Source organism: Pseudoalteromonas sp. SR45-4, from assembly GCF_014163535.1.
Lineage (GTDB): Bacteria > Pseudomonadota > Gammaproteobacteria > Enterobacterales > Alteromonadaceae > Pseudoalteromonas > Pseudoalteromonas nigrifaciens.
On the sequence record NZ_JACJDO010000031.1, the window covers coordinates 1 to 19,312 of the forward strand.

A 19,312-nucleotide genomic window follows, 5' to 3' on the forward strand; every position below is an offset into this window, starting at 1 on the left:
GCCAGCTATTGACGCGTAAATTCGCCTTGTTTTCACTGAAAACCTCTGGCTAGAGAAAATAAAATTAAATATAACGATGATTCAATATGTTAGTAAATCTCTTAACCAGAGTTCAGGTTAACTATTATGATTTACATACGTCGGCAACTGCATTTGCAAAGTATTCAATATTTGCATCACTCACGCCCGCTACGTTTACACGACTTGAGCCAACAATATAAATGCCGTACTCTTTTTGTAGGCGAGTAATTTGCTCTTTATTAATTCCTAAGAAAGAAAACATACCGTGCTGACGCTCAATAAACGAGAAGTCTTGCGCTATGTTTTTAGTCGCTAGCGTTTCTTTAATTTGTGTACGTAAACCATTTATACGGCTACGCATTTCATCAAGCTCTTGATGCCACATTTGCGTAAGCTCAGTGCTGCTTAAAATTGTATTTACAATGTCGGCACCATGCGCTGGCGGCATTGAATAAATACTACGTACAACACTAAGTAATACTGAGTTTGAAATATCAGCAGTTGCGCTGTCTTTTGCAATTAGTGAACACGCGCCAATACGTTCGCGGTAAAGACCAAAGTTTTTAGAACATGAAGAACAAATAATTAACTCTTCAACTGCGTCAGCTAAAATACGTAAACCACGTGCATCTTCTTCTAGTGAAGAGCCAAAACCTTGGTATGCAATATCAACAAGTGGCGTAAAGCCCACTTCTTTTGCAAGCTCAGCAACTACCTTCCACTGTGCTTCGTTTAAATCCATACCACTTGGGTTATGACAACACGCATGTAGTAAAACCACATCGCCTTTAGGCACTTGCTTAAGTGTGTTGATCATCTCATCAAATAATAAGTCTTTATTTTCGTAATCGTAATAAGGGTATTCTTTTACTGTTAAGCCCGCTGCTTCAAATAAGCTAATATGATTAGCCCATGTTGGCGTAGTTACCCACACTGTTGCTTTTGGATTACAACGCATAATAAATTCAGCAGCAACACGTAATGCCCCAGTACCGCCTGGCGCTTGCGCCGTACGTACACGGTTAGCTAGTAATGTTTTGTGCTCACCTAATAGTAAGCTTTCCATTTTTTGACAGTAATCTAAATTACCCGCTAAACCAATATAAGATTTGCTGGTTTCATTTTCTAAACGAAACGCTTCTGCTTTTTTTACCGCTTTAAGTACCGGTGTATTGCCTAGCTCATCTTTATAGACACCCACACCTAAATCAATTTTATTAGGGTTAGTATCTTGCTTATAGGCCGCCATAAGGCCAAGAATAGGATCTGTGGGTAATGGTTTTAATACTGAGAACATTGACTATCTCTTATCATTATTTAGGGGGTTGGTGTGAGCTTAAGCTTATCATAAAAACACACTATGTTGACTAGTGTTATTGGTACAAAAAAGTGAGGAATTTTAATACAGCATGCCATTAATACAGTTAATGCCTTGTGCATGCAAAAAATCATTATTAAAAACCTCAACATAGTCTATTTTTGTTATTTAAACTAAAAATTGAGGAATTTTAATACAGCATGCAATTAGGACTGCGAGTACTTTTTCATCAAAAAAATCATTATGAAACGCCTCAGCATCAATAATTCCTACGCATTCACCACTCCTATTAAATAAAGGTAAGCACACCTCAGACTTAACCTTTGGGTCGCAAGTATAATACTCCCCTCCTTGGCTTAAGTATTGCTCAACATTATTAATAATACGGCCCGTTTTAGAGAGCGCAACTTGCACGTTGTTACTGCCCGCGGCAAAATCGGCTGTAAGCGGAAAAAGCGGCCTACTTGGCGCGCCATGATAAGCTAACTTTAAAAGCTGTTTACCCTGTGCAGTATCGTGAGTTTGATAAATACCATACCAATCAACCCCAGTTTGCTGCTGTATGTAGTTTACAATAGCCTGTAAGTTAGCAAGCTTAGTGTGCGTTTGCTCATTGTTAGTTACGTAAGTAGTTAACTTAAACGGTTCATCTTGCAGATAACCAAATAAACTACATGCTCCGCCCTCACCTAACTGTGGAATTTGATAATGCCAGCGAACTTCAGGCAAGCTAGTGCTTGCAAGTGCTTGCTCAAGCGCTGTTAGCTCTGCTGAAATTAAACGGGTGTCAGCACTGAGTTGTGCTTGTTGTAAATAGGAACTAATCATTTGGCCATCCATACTTCTATAGTGTGCAAATGTTAGCATGGATTTTTTTACAGTGCTAGCTCAACTTATAACACATTTCAACTTGGTTCCCACTGCTGTTATAAGTCACTCTCTGTGCTATTTCGTCAAGCAGTGACAGCCCGCGACCAAACTCAGCTGCGTCATTTAATAGGGTATCTTGCTGGTGAGTGTACCCGCAGCCGCTGTCGCAAATAATAAAGTATAAGTTCAAGCTATCAGGGCAGTAACTTACCTCTATAGAGAGTTTTGCATTACTAAGTTCTGCAAGTTTTTTTGCGCGCAATTCGTAATATTTAAAAAAGCCATCATCTTGAGTTTTTAATTGTGAGTCTAATTTAAGTACACCATGATCAAGCGCATTATTGTATGCCTCCGATAGGAGTAAAAATATATTCGCGCTATGTGCTTTTAAACCACTAATACTGCTGAGCATATTTACTAAATCATAAACCGGATCGGTGTTTTTTATTTGCTTCGAATCTAAACTCAATGACATATTAAACGCTAATTTAGAAAATGCCTCTCTGGGTTCCGGCTTTACACTTAGTGGTAAACAATTGAGTAACACTATGCTTATATCGTCTTGTTGTTTAGTACCATCAGCAAACTGACTTACGCTATTAACGATGTTTTCGCTGCTGATCATCGGGTTCATTTTTAAGGTTTCGATAAAGCGTTGTTCACTAAAAAAAACACCTTGTTTATTCGTTGTTTCGATTATGCCATCGGTTGCAAGTACAAGCCGTGTTTGCTCATTTACTTCAAAGTGAATAACCTCATGTTCAAACTCTTGATTGTTTAATATACCCAATGCCATATGTTGCGATTCGAGCGTTTTTTTAAGGTTACCTTGCTTATCTATTAAGTAAGTATCGGGAAGTCCGCCTAGCCATGCCGATATACTTTTACCAGATACACTTAGCTCTATAATAGTTGCAGCGCAAAACATATGTCCGGGCAGTAAATTGTATAATAATAAGTTTAATTCGCGGGCAATGTCGTGTAACGCCATACCTTTTTTAACCATAGTGTAAAACACACGCGATGCAGGTAAAGCGCCTATTGCCGCCGCTAAACCATGACCGGTAAAATCACCCAACATGCAATATAAATTACCTATAGGACTTTGCGCGACTAAAAACATATCGCCGTTAAACATGGTGGCAGGCGATAAATTAAAATCGAGGTGGGTTTTAAATTGATCTTGATTTTCGAGGGAGTTATTAAAAATATGCTCAATAATTTCATACTCTCGCTCACGCTGATTTTGATGCTCCTCAAGTAATATTTTTTGCTGGTTAGCCTTTTTACTTAATTCACGGGTCCTGCAGTGGGCTTTAATTTTGGCGTGTAAAATTACTTTTTCGAACGGCTTTTGAATAAAGTCATCACCGCCAACCGCTAAACAACGCTCAAAGCTGGCGTGATCATCCAGTGCCGTAATAAAAATAATAGGTAAATGAATATCGTTAAAGCGTTGTTTTATTATTTTTGCCGTTTCAAAGCCATCCATAATAGGCATTACTACATCAAGTAGCACAATATCAATTGGGGTTTGCGCGAGTATCTTTATAGCGGCAACACCATTATACGCCAAAGAAACTGTATAGCCTTCTTGTGTTAATAGCCTTTGCAGTAATATTCGGTTAAGGGCTTGATCATCAACAACTAAAATATGCATCATAGGGCCTGTTTATCTTTCGAGGTTAAATTTGCAGCAGTATGTTTGGTATTTAGGCAAAGCAGAGCCTATGTAGTGTGGTTATTCCCCATAAATAGGCGATAACGCAGCATAAATGCAAAACATGCGCTGCCCTTTGGGTTCTTTCTAGGGACGATTAACTCTTTGTTGTTCGGTTTTTACTTAGCCCACTAGGTTACAAACCTCGCGCCGCGATTTAATCGCCCCTAGATTGAACAAATTTTAATCCTGAAAGGTCAACAGGCCCTAGTTAATATCAAACTTCTTATCAAACCGAGATATTTGTAATATTTTTTTTAATTGTGGTTGGCAGTTGCTGATCTCAAATTTATTGACCTGTGTATCTATGCTTTTTTGCATATTTAGCAGCATACCTAATGCTGAGCTGTCCATGTAATCGGTTTCCCTTAGGTCGATAATTACTTTAGTAATGCTTTTATCTATTTGCGCATACGCTTGGCGAAAAGATTGCACTAAATTAAAGTCAAACTTACCCTTTATATGTATTGTTAACGTAGCTGCATCGGCCGATATACTTTTAGTTAAACTCATATTATGTCCTATTAATATTCTTTGAATCAAATATAACTGTTTAAAACTAATTAGCAAAAATAAAAACATCAATACACAAATTTGCTATTATTTACGCCATTGTTTGATTCAATTTTTGTATAGGTTAATGATGAGCGATAGTCACTTAGTATATTCAACACAAACGGGGCGAATAGAGCAACCAAAACCAGAGAAAGAAGTTGCAGGTAAACTATTTAAAGACGGGTTTGTGCGTATTGAGCGCCAAACAAAAGGACGCAAGGGCAAAGGCGTTATGCTGGTAGTTGGAGTCGACCCTAAAGAGCATGATTTAAAAAAATTAGCTAAAGCACTTAAAAGTAAAATGGGCCAAGGCGGCGCAGTAAAAGACGGTCTTATTGAAGTACAAGGTGATGATCGCGATAAACTAAAAGCTATTTTAGAAAGCTTAACCTTTAAAGTAAAAATTGCGGGTGGTTAAACCCGCATTTTAATTTTATTTTTCGTCCTTCGCCATTTGCTCCAATCGTTCAAAAAGCGTGGGTAAATCGCGCTCTGCAATTGGCGGGCTAAAGTAATACCCTTGCACTATAAAGCAATTGTTATTTTTCAAAAACTCTACTTGCTCAACGGTTTCTACCCCTTCGGCAACCACATCGAGTTTTAGCTTTTGCGCCATGGCTATAATTGCCGCTGTTATTGCCATATCATTATTATCATCTGGAATATCTTTTATAAATGAGCGATCAATTTTAAGAATATCCACCGGAAAACGTTTCAAGTAACTTAATGAAGAGTAACCAGTACCAAAGTCATCTATAGAAATAGAAACCCCGAGTCCCTTTAATTCATGTAGTTGTGCTATAGCAGCTTCTACATTGCCCATCAGCATACTTTCGGTTAATTCTAAATGTAGGCTTTTAGCCGACACCTGTGTACTGGCTATTATTTTTTTCAGTGTAGGTAATAAACTGGCATCTTTAAACTGTCTGGCCGATAAGTTAATCGCAATATTACTCGCTCTACCTTGGCGCTCTAACTTAACTACAAAATTACATGCTTGGTGTAATACCCACTCTCCCAGTTCAACAATTAAACCGGTAGCTTCTGCAATAGGTATAAATTTAGTGGGTGCAATCGCCCCTTCTGTTGGATGAAACCAGCGTAACAATGCTTCGTAACCCATTACAAGCTGAGTGCGGCTATCAATCTGCGGCTGATAATAAACCGTGAGTTGTTTATCTTTTATAGCTTGGCGTAGCTCGTTTTCAATAAACAAGCGTTCATTTGCAGCAGTATTGAGCTCTTGGCTATAAAAATGAAAGGTGTTACGCCCTTTTGCTTTTGCTTCATACATGGCTAAGTCGGCATGCTTTAACAGTTGGTCTTCTTCTTGGCTGTCGTATGGGGCCATAGTAATGCCTATACTGGCACTAATAATAACTTCGTTACTGCCAAGTTGAATAGGCTCATTGAGGGTTTTTTGAATCGTATTTGCCACTTGAGTTGCATGCTCTTGATGCTCAATGCCACTGAGTAATATAGCAAACTCATCACCGCCTAAACGCGCAATAGTATCCTCGGCTCTTAGGCGTTGCTTTAATCTATTTGCAACTTCAACGAGTAATTGATCGCCTGCATTATGGCCTAAGGTATCGTTAATACGTTTAAATTCATCTAAATCAAAATAAAACAATGCAAAGGCATAATGCCCGCGTTCAGCGAGCGCCATCGATTTACGCAGCTGCATTCTAAAAAATGTTCGATTAGCAAGTCCTGTTAAAGTATCAAAATAAGCAAGCTGTTCCATTTTACGCTGGCTTTCTTTAACAAACGAAATATCCTGCGCAGAGGCTACGTAACTGGTAATTGTTCCGTCATCTTCGCGAATAGGTGAAATACTTAAAGAAACCCAAATAGGCGCTTTATTATCGCTTTCAATTAAGGTGTCGCCACGCCAACAATTACGACTGCGTAAATCAACATCTATATCATCAATTAATATAACCATTTCGCTTGCAATAATGCTTAATAAAGGCGCTCGATTAAAATGTTCCTCTGAAAAGCTGGTCATTTCAAGCATTTTAGGGTTTACGTATTCAATGACAAAGTTTTTATCGGTGATCACCACACCAGTACCAGAAAACGCCACGGCTTTGGATAGTCGCCTGGCTGCTTTTTCTGCAATTTCTTTTTCAATAATACGCTGGTGAAGCCCATCTATTAGCTTTCTAATTTCAATGGTCATGTCTTTAAATGAGCCGTTGAGAGTGCCTATTTCATCTTTGTTTTCTTTTGGAAATTCTATTTGTAACTGGCCTTGACCAAAGTTTGTAACGGCATAAACCAAAGAATGTATACGCCTAAGTACTAGCTGATAAAGTGCTTGATGTAAGAGTAAGGCGACTAAAATGGCATAGAGTATAAATAGCCCAAAGAACTTCATCTTTAAATCTGCTAATGCTGAGAATGTTGAAGAACGTTTTTTATATACCCCTACATACCAATCTAAGCCATCTATTTTATGAATATTAATAATATGCGCTTCATTATTTAATTTGAATGAGTCGGCATATTCAGACCGTTGCATTTTAATCGCATCATCTACAATTACTTGTAATGTGGGATCAATAAAGTCCTCAGGGAGTAGTTTTTTACCTGCTTTACCATATTGTGCATAACTTGATTGGGTTAAATTGGGGTGCGCTAATAACTGCCCTTGGCTGTCAAATACCACTAACTGTTTTTCTTTTCCGCCAATTGGCAATTGCGATATTAATGTTTTTAGCGCGATGTCACTGCCAGTAACACCTAAAAACTCACCCTCTTTATAAATAGGAACCGTTAAGCTAATAGCCCATTTATGCCATATAGTATCGTAATAAACTTTAGACCAAACAGGCCTATGTTGAGGATTTGTAAGCGCCTTAGCGTAATTAAAGCGCGTACTTTGTGTAAATGTATAATTAGCTGGCGCATTTAAAGCCTCGTTAGGCGGCGCTATGCGAATAAAGTTATCTTTAGTAATAAGGTAAAAATTAAAAAAATCTTGAGTTAGTGTTGGCGATATAATTTTCCAGAGCGTTTCAGAGTCTGATATTAATTGTTTATAAAAAGGTGTATAGCTAGTTTGTGGGATAAATGCAGCCGAAAGCCCATCAGTAGAGGCACTGCGTATCGTACCGTCATTATTTAATTGCAGTGTATTTACTTTATTACTTATTAACGATGACTGATCACTAAATAGCTGCTCACCCACGACTATATTTGCTTGCTGAGCAACTTTAATTTTAGTGTTTAGTAAGTTTTTGAATTGTTTTATAAGTAATTCGTTAGATTCTTTTAATACTTCATGCTCTTCAAAAACCAGTTGTTTTTCTTCAGATTTGAGCATTAACGCGGCCGCACACACTCCAGCAATTAAACATATTGCAGAAATCAACAATGACAACTTGACGCTAAGTGAGTTTATCCCGAAACGAGATGGGGGGCGTCGATACACCACAGGCTAACCTTTTTATTATTATTATTTGAACCAGTAATTGAAATATACCAGATCCAAGATCTTATTTATAAATTATTTGTAAATTATATAAAAAACAAAGGGAACAAGACAAATTTATGCAACAATCACGGCCTATTACAAGTAAATCCAACACAGTTAACCTTGAAAATAGCCACTAGTGATAGATTTATTTTTCAGAGCTTAAGTTATTTAACAAAAGCGCTGTTGACATTAACAGTAACTCTCCATACATTATCAGCATGAACATTACTTACGCAGTTACTTTTTTTTCGTTTTTTAGCTTCTTTATATAGAAGAGGCTGAACTGTTTGTGAGATAAAATCAATCGAATAGCAAAGCCTCCCAACCGGGAGGCTTTTTTGTTTTTGCTGTATGAACAGCATACTTTTGGAATGAGGAAAGCCAAATGAGCAATGATGTACTAAATACACTTCGACACGATATAAATGAGATAGATTCTGATTTACTGGTTTTACTAGCCAAACGACGTCGTATTAGCCATGGTGTGGTGGAATATAAAATAGCGAACAATAAACCGATTCGTGATGAAGCCCGTGAATTAGCACTTCTAGAAAAGCTGATAGGTTATGGGAAATCGTTAGGGTTAGACGCCTATTACGTAAATAATGTTTTTCAAACTATTTTAGAAGACTCTGTATTGCATCAACAAGCTATGCTGCAAAAAAACCTTAACCCAGATGCGTTAAGCGAAACCCATCGTGTTACGTATTTAGGTGGGCAAGGCTCATACAGCCAGTTGGCCTGTCATAAATACTTTAGCCGTCGCCCAGGTAAGTTAGTTGAAATAGGCTGTAGCTCGTTTGACGAAATTACCGGTAAAGTAGAAAACGGCCAAGCCGATTTTGGTTTGCTGCCTATTGAAAACACCAGTTCAGGCAGTATCAACGAAGTATTTGATTTACTACAACATGCACAAGTGTCTATTGTTGGTGAAGTAACGCACAGTGTTGAACATTGTTTACTTGCAAACCCAGATACTGAGCTTAGCCAACTTACAAAAATATTTGCTCACCCGCAACCGTTTGCTCAATGTAGCCGCTTTTTACAAGGCCTTGGTGAGCTGCAACACGAAACCTGCGACTCAACTTCAAGTGCTCTGCAATCAGCATTAAACACGCCAAACAGTGCCGCTATTGGCTCTGCCCAAGCAGGTAAAAATGTAGGCCTAGAAGTGATTAAATCTAACTTAGCAAATCAAAGCGAAAACCACAGCCGCTTTATTGTTGTAGCCCGTAAGCCATTACAGGTATCAAAGCAAATACCCACTAAAACCAGTTTAATTATGGCCACTAAACAGCAGGCTGGTTCACTTGCCGATGCATTAATGATTTTTAAACAACATAAAATTAATTTGGTTAAGTTAGAGTCTCGCCCTATGCCGGGTAACCCATGGGAAGAAGTATTTTACGTCGACTTAGAAGCGAACCTTGCCGACAGCCAAGTAAAAAATGCATTAGAGGAGCTAAAAGAATACACTCAGTATGTACGTATTTTAGGCTGCTATCAAAGCGAAACGCTCCAAGCTGTGAGTGTAAATACGCAATAACGCACAGCTTATAATGTAAAAAGGGCTTAATTAAGCCCTTTTTTGTTTTTCTGTTTTAATCTAGCACTTTTGCGTCATTCGCTTTATTTAACAGGCTGCGACTTTGGGTTAAAAAGTGCGCTGTCGAATCTGAAAAATAAGCTTTTGCATCAGCAAAGGCATCAATAAGCGCAGGCTTATCTCCTGCTTTTAACTTTTTAAGTGTGTCTGCAAAAGTCTGTTGATACTGCGCCAGTAAGCTCTCTACGTTATCAAATTGCGCTAACATAATATCTGAATATAACTCTGGCGATTGCGCAAATAAGCGCCCAACCATCATTAACTCTAATTGATAAATAGGTGATGAACAGCTGCGTAACTCCGCTAATGTATGGCTTTGTTTTGCTAAAAACTGCCCATATACAAAGGTAGTTAAATGGCGCATTACCTGAATTATTTGCATTGCTTCGTCATGTTTTTTCGCATCAAGTTCAACTAGCTGGCAACCCCACACTTGCAACTGTGCTAACAAGCCCTGTGCAACATCGTGGTCACGCCCTTCACACACCACCACTGTTTGCTTAACCCAGTGCGAAATATCTGGGCCAAACATAGGATGCAGACCTACAACTGGGCCGCTATGCGCTGCTTTTAGTGCTTTAATTGGCGCTTGCTTAACCGATGTTATATCTACCAATAAACAGCCTTCATCTAACTTAGGTAGTTCAGCAACTACAGTTTCTAACGCATTAATAGGTACACTTAATAGTACTAATTTAGCGCCTTTTAAAATTGCTGCAGCGTTTGCTTGATCTTGCTTATCAAGGGTTTTTACTTCGTAACCAGAGCGCTGAAATTGCTTAGCAAATAATTGCCCCATAGCACCTTGCCCACCCACAATAACAATGGGTGATAAATGCGGTGCAGCACATGCAAGTTTAGCTTGCTGATTCTGATACGCTTCGCGCATCATACGCCTAAGAATATCTTCAACTAACTCTGGGCTTACTCCCTGATTAATTGCTTCTTGGCGCCTTGCAGCTAATAAATCAGCTTCACGATCGGGTGCATGAAGTGGCGCACCAGTTTGCTGCTTTATTGCGCCAATTTTTTGAGTAAGCGAATTACGCCTTGCCAGCAGTGCCACCAACTGTGTATCACACTCATCAATACCCACTCTTAACTGGGCTAAATCATTTATATCCGCCACTTGCATACCACCTTAAAAAGCAAAAACGCCAACTTAAGTTTACATTAAAGTAAACTAATCAATACGATAAATACTAACAGGATCAATAGCCTGATAAAAGACTAAATAAGTAAAAGGTTAAATTGAAAAACAATACTTTGAGAAGCAACGAATACCTTTAAAGTAAATATTAATTATTTACCCTAAAAGCCGCAGTCAATAAAAGTAAATTAGCTAGCTAAAAAGCCTGCATTTGTTGCATAGTAGAGTTATCACGTTTATTCTTATATTATTCATATAGTAATTAAAATAAACAGGATCCATAAAATGGAAGAAGTTTTAGGAACAGATGTAGACGCTTCACAATTAATAGACCAAGCCATATCACTCGTTATGACTTACGCACCAAAATTTGTGCTCGCTATTATTACTTTACTGGTTGGCCTATGGCTGATCAACCGCTTTGTTAAGGTTTTAGATAACCGACTAGGCAAAAAAGATCCAACACTAAACAAGTTTTTATGTGGCTTAATTAGCGCTGTAGTGAAAATTATGCTGCTTATTTCGGTGGCCTCTATGGTAGGTATCGAAACCACCTCGTTCATCGCGGTGATTGGTGCTGCAGGCCTGGCAATAGGTCTTGCACTGCAAGGCAGTCTAGCTAATTTTGCTGGCGGTGTGCTGTTGCTAATTTTTAAACCGTTCAAGGTTGGCGATACTATCGAAGCACAGGGCTTTATGGGCGCAGTCGTCGAAATTCAAATTTTATACACAGTAGTAGATACCTTCGATAACCGCCGCATTGTTATTCCAAACGGTAGCCTATCGAATGCGACACTAGTGAACGTAAGTATTTATGACAAACGCCGCTGTGATATGACCTTTGGAATTTCGTATAACGACGACATAGATACGGCAAAAGCTATCTTAAAACGCCTGTTTGAAGAAGACGAGCGCTCTTTAACAGATCCGGCACCACGTATTTGTGTTGCCAGCCTTGGCGATAACTCAGTTAATTTAATGTTTCGCGCTTGGGTTGCAACAGGTGACTTATGGCCTTACTACTGGGATATGCAAGAAAAAGTGAAAAAAGCGTTTGATAAAGAAGGTATTTCTATTCCTTTCCCACAACGCGATGTACATGTTCATAACGTTAAGTAATTTGTATTGTGCATAGGTTCAACTAGCCTAATAACTTAGTCGCGGTAAGGTCGTATAAAGCGCCCTTACCGCAATCCTTACTGCCCATCCAATACTCCTTCAAGTTATACCTAGTTACACTTGGCTCCACTTTTTGAGCTATTTTCATCACCCTACTTCCTTAAATAACCTGAGCTCCGGATAATAAACTTATCTCAAGCAGCTATTTTCAGCGCTAACTGCGTTGAATTTTCTTGCAAGAGGCCAGCTATTGACGCGTAAATTCGCCTTGTTTTCACTGAAAACCTCTGGCTAGAGAAAATAAAATTAAATATAACTATGATTCAATACGTTAGTAAATCTCTTAACCAGAGTTCAAGGTTAAATACTATAATTCATCTGCCAAATTTTTATTTTCTGTGCTTTATTTGGCTTAGGTATATTTAGCTTAAGTTTTGCTTGAGCAAAGTTATGCTCATACTGGCGTTAATTGGGTTATTACGTATTCTGCGGGTAAGTTGAAAAGGTGTTTAAAACACATATTGATAAAAATTTATCGAGGTGCACTTTGTGTTTAGCAATAAAGGAAGCCTAACTATACTGGTGAATATTGCGACAGTGCGACTCCTAGTCCGACAGCTGTGGTTTAAGCTTTAGTATTTAGCCTGAAATTTTATGTTATAGAAACCAAAACGGGTTGCAACCCGAAGGATGCAACCCGTTTTTTTGCGTTGATAAACAGCGCGTATTAGTTAAGTTTTTCTCTAATACGTGCAGATTTACCAGAACGCTCACGTAGATAGTAAAGCTTAGCACGACGAACTGCACCGCGACGCTTAACTGTTACGCTATCAATAAGAGGGCTGTGCGTTTGGAATACACGCTCAACGCCTTCACCGTTCGAAATTTTACGAACTGTGAATGCTGAGTGAAGACCACGATTACGCTTAGCGATTACAACACCTTCAAAGGCCTGTAGACGCTCTTTAGCACCTTCTTTTACTTTTACCTGTACAACTACTGTATCACCAGCGCCGAATGCAGGTACGTCTGTTTTAAGCTGCTCATCTTCAAGCGCTTTAATAATATTTTGGTTTACTTTTGCCATTATGTTTCTCACTTTCCTAGGTGTAACTGTCTTCTAGCCACAAGCTTTTTGGTACTCTTGCTGAAATTTCGCGAGTAATACCGCTTGCTCCTCAGTCAGAGCTAGGTTATGCAACAAGTCAGGACGGCGTAGCCAAGTTCTGCCTAATGACTGCATAAGCCGCCATTTTGCTATCTCTTGGTGGTTTCCGCTGAGCAATACAGCAGGCACCTGTTTGTCGTCCAATGTTTCTGGCCGTGTATAGTGAGGACAATCTAACAAGCCATCCGAAAATGAGTCTTGTTCTGCTGATTGGTTATGACCTAATACGCCAGGCACTAATCGCGCTACTGCGTCAATTAATGTCATGGCTGGTAGTTCACCACCACTCAAAATAAAATCACCAATTGACCATTCTTCGTCAACGTATGACTCTATTATTCTCTCATCTATACCTTCATAGCGACCGGCAATCAAAATCAGTTTTTTAGAGCTTGCGAGTTCGCTAGCTCCTTGCTGATCTAGTTTGCGCCCTTGTGGGGACATATAAATTACTTTAGCACCATCACCTGCAGCTTTTTTAGCCTCGGCAATCGCTTTTTTTAATGGCTCAACCATCATTAACATACCTGGTCCGCCCCCGTAAGGACGATCGTCCACGGTTCTATGCTTATCTAAAGCGTAGTCTCGCGGATTCCAGCAGTTAAAATCAATTAAGCCACTTTTTACTGCGCGACCGGTAACACCCTGGTCTGTAATAGCGTCAAACATGTCAGGAAAAAGGCTTATCACCCCTACCCATAATGAACTCGTTTGCGTCATTAAAACCCTGGATCCCAGTCTACGGTAATTTCTCTTGCGTCGTGTTTAACTTCGATAATAACTGTATCAGTTAAAAACGGAATTAAACGCTCTGCTTGACCAAATGCGTCTTTACTGTTTGCTTTAACAACCAGTACGTCATTTGACCCTGTCTCCATTAGGTCATCAACAATGCCTAAATCGTAACCTTTATCAGTTACAACCGACATGCCAATGAGATCTCGCCAATAGAACTCACCTTGCGGGAGTTCTGGTAATTGCGCTGAATCCATTGAGATTTCTGCGTGGGTATAAGCCACTGCTTCGTCTCGATCGTTTACTTGCGCAAATTTAGCGATAAAGCCTTTGTTGTGGCGACGCCAGTCGACCACTTCTAAGGTCTGCCATTTACCTTGCTGCCCTATCAACCACGGGCTGAAATCGAAGATCCCTGCGGGATCATCAGTAAATGAATGTACCTTAAGCCAGCCCTTTATACCATACGGGGCACCGAGCTTTCCTACGACAATTATTGATGAGGTGTTCTCTTGACTCATGGTTACACTTACGCCTATTAAGCCGCTTTACGAGCGTCTTTTACTAACTTAGCTACGCGATCTGAAAGAGACGCGCCCTGACCTACCCAGTGTTCAACACGTGGTAAATCTAAACGAATTTTTTCTTCTTGACCTGCAGCAATTGGGTTAAAAAAGCCTACTTTCTCGATGAAGCGACCGTCACGCGAGAAACGGCTATCCGCAACCACAATTTGATAGAAAGGGCGTTTTTTAGCGCCACCACGTTGCAAACGAATAGTTACCATACCGTCCTCTATAAAGATTGACTGTTTTCATTAATAAGATTTACTCCCCAGAATGGGGAGCTGGGGAATTGTACGAGTTTTTAGCAACAATGCAAGTAAGAAGTGATGCTAAAAGCCAGTTTAGTAGGTTAAAGCGTGATCCCAACTTTAAATTAGCGTTAATAGCGTTTAGCACGCATAATTTATTCAACAAAAAAGGAGCCATTTGCTCCTTTTCATATATTTTATATCGTTACATTTAAGCTACGTTAAACTCAACTTTAAAATTTAGGGCCACCGCCACCCATCATTCCCGGCGGTAACATACCTTTCATGCCGCGCATCATTTTGGTCATGCCACCTTTGCCTTTCATTTTTTTCATCATTTTTTGCATTTGGGTAAACTGTTTTAGTAGTTTATTAATTTCTTGTACTTGCGTACCAGAACCTGCTGCAATACGTTTTTTACGTGACCCTTTAATGATTTCTGGGCGGGCGCGCTCTTTTTTTGTCATTGAGCTAATAATGGCTTCCATTTGAATGAAGGTTTTATCGCCCATTTGGCCTTTAACAGCATCGGGTAAGTTAGACATACCTGGCAATTTATCTAGCATCGACATCATGCCGCCCATGTTTTTCATTTGCTTAAGTTGATCCGCAAAGTCATCAAGGGTAAAACCAGCGCCTTTAAATACTTTTTCAGCGACTCTGGCAGCTTGCTCTTTATCTACTTTCATTTCGACTTCTTCGATCAATGAAAGTACATCACCCATGCCTAGAATACGTGACGCTATGCGGTCAGGGTGGAAAGGCTCAAGTGCATCAATGCGCTCACCCACACCCATAAATTTAATTGGCTTACCGGTAATATGACGAATAGATAAAGCAGCACCACCGCGTGCATCACCATCAGTTTTAGTTAATATAACACCAGTTAGTGGCAGGGCTTCGTCAAATGCTTTAGCTGTATTTGCCGCATCTTGACCTGTCATTGCATCTACAACAAACAAGGTTTCGATTGGGTTAATTGCTTTGTGAAGATTTTTAATCTCATCCATCATGTCGCTATCAACATGCAATCGACCTGCAGTATCGACTAATACCACATCAATAAATTTCTTTTTCGCATGAGAAATAGCTGCGGTTGCTATATCAACCGGCTTTTGCGAAATATCACTTGGGAAAAAATCAACACCCACTTCAGCAGCGAGCGTTTCTAGTTGCTTAATTGCTGCAGGGCGGTATACGTCGGCACTTACTACAAGTACTGATTTTTTCTTGCGCTCTTTTAAAAACTTAGCCAGTTTAGCAACACTGGTGGTTTTACCAGCACCTTGCAGACCCGCCATCATAACAACAGCAGGGGGTTGTGCATTTAGGCTTAGCTCTTCGTTGGCTTCACCCATGGCTTTTTCGAGTTCTTCACGTACTATTTTTACAAATACTTGGCCTGGGCTTAAGCTTTTTGTAACTTCAACACCTACCGCACGCTCTTTAACTTGTTTTACAAAATCGCGAACAACGGGCAACGCCACATCGGCTTCTAAAAATGCCATGCGCACTTCACGAAGAGTGTCTTTAATATTCTCTTCTGTTAGGCGGCCACGGCCACTAATGTTTTTTAAGGTTTTACCTAATCGTTCTTGGAGATTCTCAAACATATTACGGTTCCGATAAGACGTTTATACCAACCCAATTAAAGCGCCTTTAACTCTGTGCGCTGTATTAATAGAATTAATATTATTAAATTTCAATTAAAAGCAGTATACCGTAAATGGTGTCTTACAATACAGTGTTCAAGTGCAGCTTGTTGAGTTTCTTTTTTTAAGGTCTATGCATTTGCTTTGCTATAAAATACAATGGCTATATAACAATCATTAATTATTTGACTCAAATTAAGTGGCCCAAGCACAATGCTGATTATTAGCTTAACTATTATTGCCAGTTTATTTTATGTGTTAGCAACGTCTTACGTGCTCTCACGGTTGTTTCATCAACAAGGCCCTAGCCAAAAGCTAACTATTATATTGAGTACTGTGGCTATTTTGGCGCACATGCTGTTGTTAGTAAATTCGGTTTTTAGAGCAGACGGACAAGATTTAAGTATTGTCAATGTGGCGCTTTTAACCTGCTGGGTTATTGTGATTTCTGTCACTACGGTATCGTTAAAGTTTCCGGCGACCTTATTATTGCCGGTCGTGTACGGCTTTGCTGCACTTCTAACTATGGCAAGCTTGTTTATACCACACCATATTTTACTGCAAAGTATTGATGTTGATGTGGGCTTAGTAACCCATATTTCGTTATCATTACTCGCTTACTGCATTTTAATTATTGCTACTTTATATGGCGTACAATTTTACTTTATTGATAAGCGCTTAAAGCGTAAAGATTTAGCTATTGTACACAGCCATTTACCACCACTAATGGTGGTTGAACGCCAACTGTATCAATTGGTTAACTTAGGTACTATATTACTCACTTTGGCACTATTGTCGGGATTTGTATTTCTCGATGGTATGTTCGCTACTCAATTTATCCATAAAACGATATTATCGCTTGTTGCATGGTGTATTTTTGCTGTGATTGCGCTTGGCCATATGAAAAAAGGCTGGCGTGGTAAACCTGTGGTTATTGCTATTATGGTTGCTGCTTTTATTCTTACACTGGCTTATTTTGGCAGTCGTTTTATACAAGAAGTTATTCTAAATAAATTTTAACTTGACTCTACTAACTCACTCTAGCCTAATACACGCTAGTTTATAATAAAAGGATCCATCGTTGGACGCCATATCGACCAGTACCTTGTTTATCATTTTAGGTTTTTTGGTACTTTTTTCTGCTTATTTTTCTGGCTCAGAAACCGGAATTATGTCAATCAATCGTATACGCCTGCGACATCTCACCAAAGAGAATCATCGCGCTGCTAAACGTGTCAGTAAATTACTTAGTCGTCCGGATAGGCTCATTGGTTTAATTTTAATCGGCAATAATTTAGTTAATATTGCCGCTGCACAAGTTGCTACTATTATTGGTATTCGTTTATACGGTGATTTAGGTATTGCTGTGGCAACAGGTGCGCTAACCTTAGTAGTGCTTATTTTTGCAGAAATAACCCCAAAAACACTTGCTGCTCTCTACCCTGAAAAAGTTGCCTTCCCAAGTTCTGTTGTGCTTAAAGGATTACTAAAAATCCTTTTCCCATTTGTCGTTGTTATTAACTGGCTAACCAACGGCATCTTGCGGTTATTTGGTATTAGTGCGGCACAAATAGATGAGCACAGCATGAGTAAAGAAGAGCTAAAATCAGTACTTAATGAGTCTGGTGCACTTATTCCTGCGCGTCACCAAAGCATGTTGACCTCAATTTTAGATTTAGAACAAGTAACCGTTGAAGATATTATGATCCCACGTAACGAAATTGTGGCCATAGATATTAACGATGAATGGAAACTTATTAGCCGCCAACTGACTCATGCACAACATACGCGTGTATTGTTATATAGAGATAACATAGATGACGCGGTGGGGTTTATTCATTCGCGTGATGCGCTTAGGTTACTTACAAAAGAGCAATTTGATAAACCATCGTTGCTACGCGCTGTACGTGAAATTTATTTCATTCCTGAAGGCACATCACTAAATACGCAGCTATTAAAGTTTCAGCAATCTAAAGAGCGTATTGGCTTGGTGGTAGATGAGTATGGCGACATTCAAGGTTTAGTTACCCTAGAGGATATACTTGAGGAAGTGGTAGGCGATTTTACCACCACCCAAACTCGTACGCCAAGCGAAGAAGTAACCACACAAACCGATGGCTCGTGCATTGTAGATGGCGGTGCTAACGTGCGCGACTTAAATAAAGAAATGGGCTGGGAGTTTCCACTCGACGGGCCTAAAACACTCAGCGGCTTAATAGTTGAGTATTTAGAAAACATTCCTGATGCCAATTTAAGTTTGCGTATTGCCGGCTACCCTATTGAAGTACTTGAAGTAAAAGAAAACATGATAAAGCTGGTTAAAATACAGCCGAAAAAACGTAAAAAATAAACTAAAAAAGGAGCCAATTGGCTCCTTTTTTGTAGGCTAAATAAATACAACAGATGTTATTAGCCAAAAAACAAACGCTCTAACCACCCTTTATTTAAATCTGCTTCACAACGCTTTAACTGCGCACCATAACGGCTCGCACGGTGTTTTACTTTATTAGCGACACCCATTAACCATTTTTTCTTTTTGTAAGTACCGCGTTTGTAACCGCCCCACCCTTCGTGATAATTAAGATACTGACCGTAGGCATCCCATTTAGATACGCCGTTTATTTTATGGGTTTTATAAGCAAACCAGCCCATAAAGTCGATAGCATCATCAAAGTCGTCTCTATCGGCGCCACTATTCTTACTTTCACGAATATAATCAGACCAGGTCATCGTTTTTGCTTGTGAGTAGCCATAAGCAGAGCTTGCTCTACCGGTAGGAATAATCCATAAGAAATACTGCATTGGTGGAGCTGCGTCATGTTTAAACGAGCTTTCTTGGTACATCATGCTCATAAGTACGTGCTTGGGAGCGCCCCATTTTTCTTGAGCATCTTTGGCACCAAAGTACCAACTTCTTTTTTCTTCAAAAATTTTACAAATATCATCAGGCTGCTTTGGTGGAGCTGTGGCACAACCGGCTAAACTAAGCGCTAATGATAAAACAACTACATTTTTTTTCATTTGGTTTATCTCGCTGAACTTTTGCAAAAATCAGTAGTCTGATTTTAACAATGCAGCAGAGCAGCATTGTTTCTTCCCT

General features: G+C 39.4%; 17 protein-coding genes. 5 read left to right on the top strand and 12 right to left on the bottom strand.

The window, feature by feature from the left end; all coding sequences use genetic code 11:
* Positions 1–124 precede the first annotated feature (124 nt).
* From H5058_RS12925 to H5058_RS12940, 4 genes are all read right to left on the bottom strand, one after another.
* Positions 125–1,318: an amino acid aminotransferase gene (locus tag H5058_RS12925; RefSeq protein ID WP_182678518.1), complete on the bottom strand. Its 1,194-nt coding sequence runs from the start codon at positions 1,316–1,318 to the stop codon at positions 125–127.
* Between the two features lie 189 nt (positions 1,319–1,507).
* Positions 1,508–2,167: a GAF domain-containing protein gene (locus H5058_RS12930; RefSeq protein WP_089368942.1), complete on the bottom strand. Its 660-nt coding sequence runs from the start codon at positions 2,165–2,167 to the stop codon at positions 1,508–1,510.
* Positions 2,168–2,222: 55 nt separating this feature from the next.
* On the bottom strand, positions 2,223–3,872 hold the full coding sequence (locus tag H5058_RS12935; RefSeq protein WP_182678520.1) for a fused response regulator/phosphatase: 1,650 nt from the start codon (positions 3,870–3,872) through the stop codon (positions 2,223–2,225).
* A 264-nt stretch (positions 3,873–4,136) separates the two neighbouring features.
* Entirely contained in the window at positions 4,137–4,442 is a 306-nt protein-coding gene (locus H5058_RS12940; RefSeq protein WP_011327642.1) for an STAS domain-containing protein, read from the bottom strand.
* A 130-nt stretch (positions 4,443–4,572) separates the two neighbouring features.
* Between H5058_RS12940 and H5058_RS12945 the strand changes: the two genes are divergently transcribed.
* The gene (locus H5058_RS12945; protein ID WP_089367934.1) at positions 4,573–4,902 is read left to right on the top strand and encodes a stress response translation initiation inhibitor YciH; all 330 of its coding nucleotides are present in this window, start codon (positions 4,573–4,575) and stop codon (positions 4,900–4,902) included.
* Positions 4,903–4,917: 15 nt separating this feature from the next.
* Here H5058_RS12945 and H5058_RS12950 read toward each other — a convergent pair whose 3' ends face one another.
* Entirely contained in the window at positions 4,918–7,926 is a 3,009-nt protein-coding gene (locus H5058_RS12950; protein ID WP_182678522.1) for an EAL domain-containing protein, read from the bottom strand.
* 427 nt (positions 7,927–8,353) lie between these two features.
* On the opposite strand from H5058_RS12950, the gene H5058_RS12955 reads away from it, so the two are divergent.
* Positions 8,354–9,514, top strand: coding sequence for a chorismate mutase (locus H5058_RS12955; RefSeq protein ID WP_086997942.1), 1,161 nt, complete (start codon positions 8,354–8,356; stop codon positions 9,512–9,514).
* Positions 9,515–9,569: 55 nt separating this feature from the next.
* Here the strand turns inward: H5058_RS12955 and tyrA are convergent, their stop codons facing one another.
* Complete coding sequence (gene tyrA / locus H5058_RS12960) at positions 9,570–10,703, bottom strand: bifunctional chorismate mutase/prephenate dehydrogenase (RefSeq protein WP_089368941.1); 1,134 nt, start codon at positions 10,701–10,703, stop codon at positions 9,570–9,572.
* 306 nt (positions 10,704–11,009) lie between these two features.
* Between tyrA and H5058_RS12965 the strand changes: the two genes are divergently transcribed.
* A complete protein-coding gene (locus H5058_RS12965; RefSeq protein WP_086995304.1) occupies positions 11,010–11,843 on the top strand; it encodes a mechanosensitive ion channel family protein in 834 nt (277 codons plus the stop codon).
* Between the two features lie 727 nt (positions 11,844–12,570).
* Here the strand turns inward: H5058_RS12965 and rplS are convergent.
* The 5 genes from rplS to ffh form a co-directional block, all read right to left on the bottom strand.
* Positions 12,571–12,930 carry a 50S ribosomal protein L19 gene (gene rplS / locus H5058_RS12970; protein ID WP_011327636.1) on the bottom strand — a complete coding sequence of 120 codons (360 nt, stop codon included), beginning with the start codon at positions 12,928–12,930 and terminating at the stop codon, positions 12,571–12,573.
* Between the two features lie 33 nt (positions 12,931–12,963).
* Positions 12,964–13,731 (bottom strand): tRNA (guanosine(37)-N1)-methyltransferase TrmD, encoded by a 768-nt coding sequence (gene trmD, locus H5058_RS12975; RefSeq protein WP_011327635.1) that lies wholly within the window; start codon positions 13,729–13,731, stop codon positions 12,964–12,966.
* Entirely contained in the window at positions 13,731–14,267 is a 537-nt protein-coding gene (rimM, locus tag H5058_RS12980) for a ribosome maturation factor RimM (RefSeq protein ID WP_011327634.1), read from the bottom strand. Before rimM ends, trmD begins: the two co-directional genes overlap by 1 nt.
* A 17-nt stretch (positions 14,268–14,284) precedes the next feature.
* Positions 14,285–14,533 carry a 30S ribosomal protein S16 gene (gene rpsP, locus H5058_RS12985; RefSeq protein ID WP_011327633.1) on the bottom strand — a complete coding sequence of 83 codons (249 nt, stop codon included), beginning with the start codon at positions 14,531–14,533 and terminating at the stop codon, positions 14,285–14,287.
* 260 nt (positions 14,534–14,793) lie between these two features.
* Positions 14,794–16,173, bottom strand: a complete 1,380-nt coding sequence (gene ffh, locus H5058_RS12990) for a signal recognition particle protein (protein WP_011327632.1) — start codon at positions 16,171–16,173, stop codon at positions 14,794–14,796.
* A 252-nt stretch (positions 16,174–16,425) separates the two neighbouring features.
* Here ffh and H5058_RS12995 point away from each other — a divergent pair, with 252 nt between their 5' ends.
* Positions 16,426–17,232, top strand: a complete 807-nt coding sequence (locus H5058_RS12995; protein ID WP_011327630.1) for an inner membrane protein YpjD — start codon at positions 16,426–16,428, stop codon at positions 17,230–17,232.
* Between the two features lie 61 nt (positions 17,233–17,293).
* Complete coding sequence (locus H5058_RS13000; protein ID WP_140391177.1) at positions 17,294–18,562, top strand: HlyC/CorC family transporter; 1,269 nt, start codon at positions 17,294–17,296, stop codon at positions 18,560–18,562.
* Positions 18,563–18,621: 59 nt separating this feature from the next.
* Here H5058_RS13000 and H5058_RS13005 read toward each other — a convergent pair whose 3' ends face one another.
* The gene (locus H5058_RS13005; RefSeq protein ID WP_058372888.1) at positions 18,622–19,233 is read right to left on the bottom strand and encodes a hypothetical protein; all 612 of its coding nucleotides are present in this window, start codon (positions 19,231–19,233) and stop codon (positions 18,622–18,624) included.
* Positions 19,234–19,312: the final 79 nt, after the last annotated feature.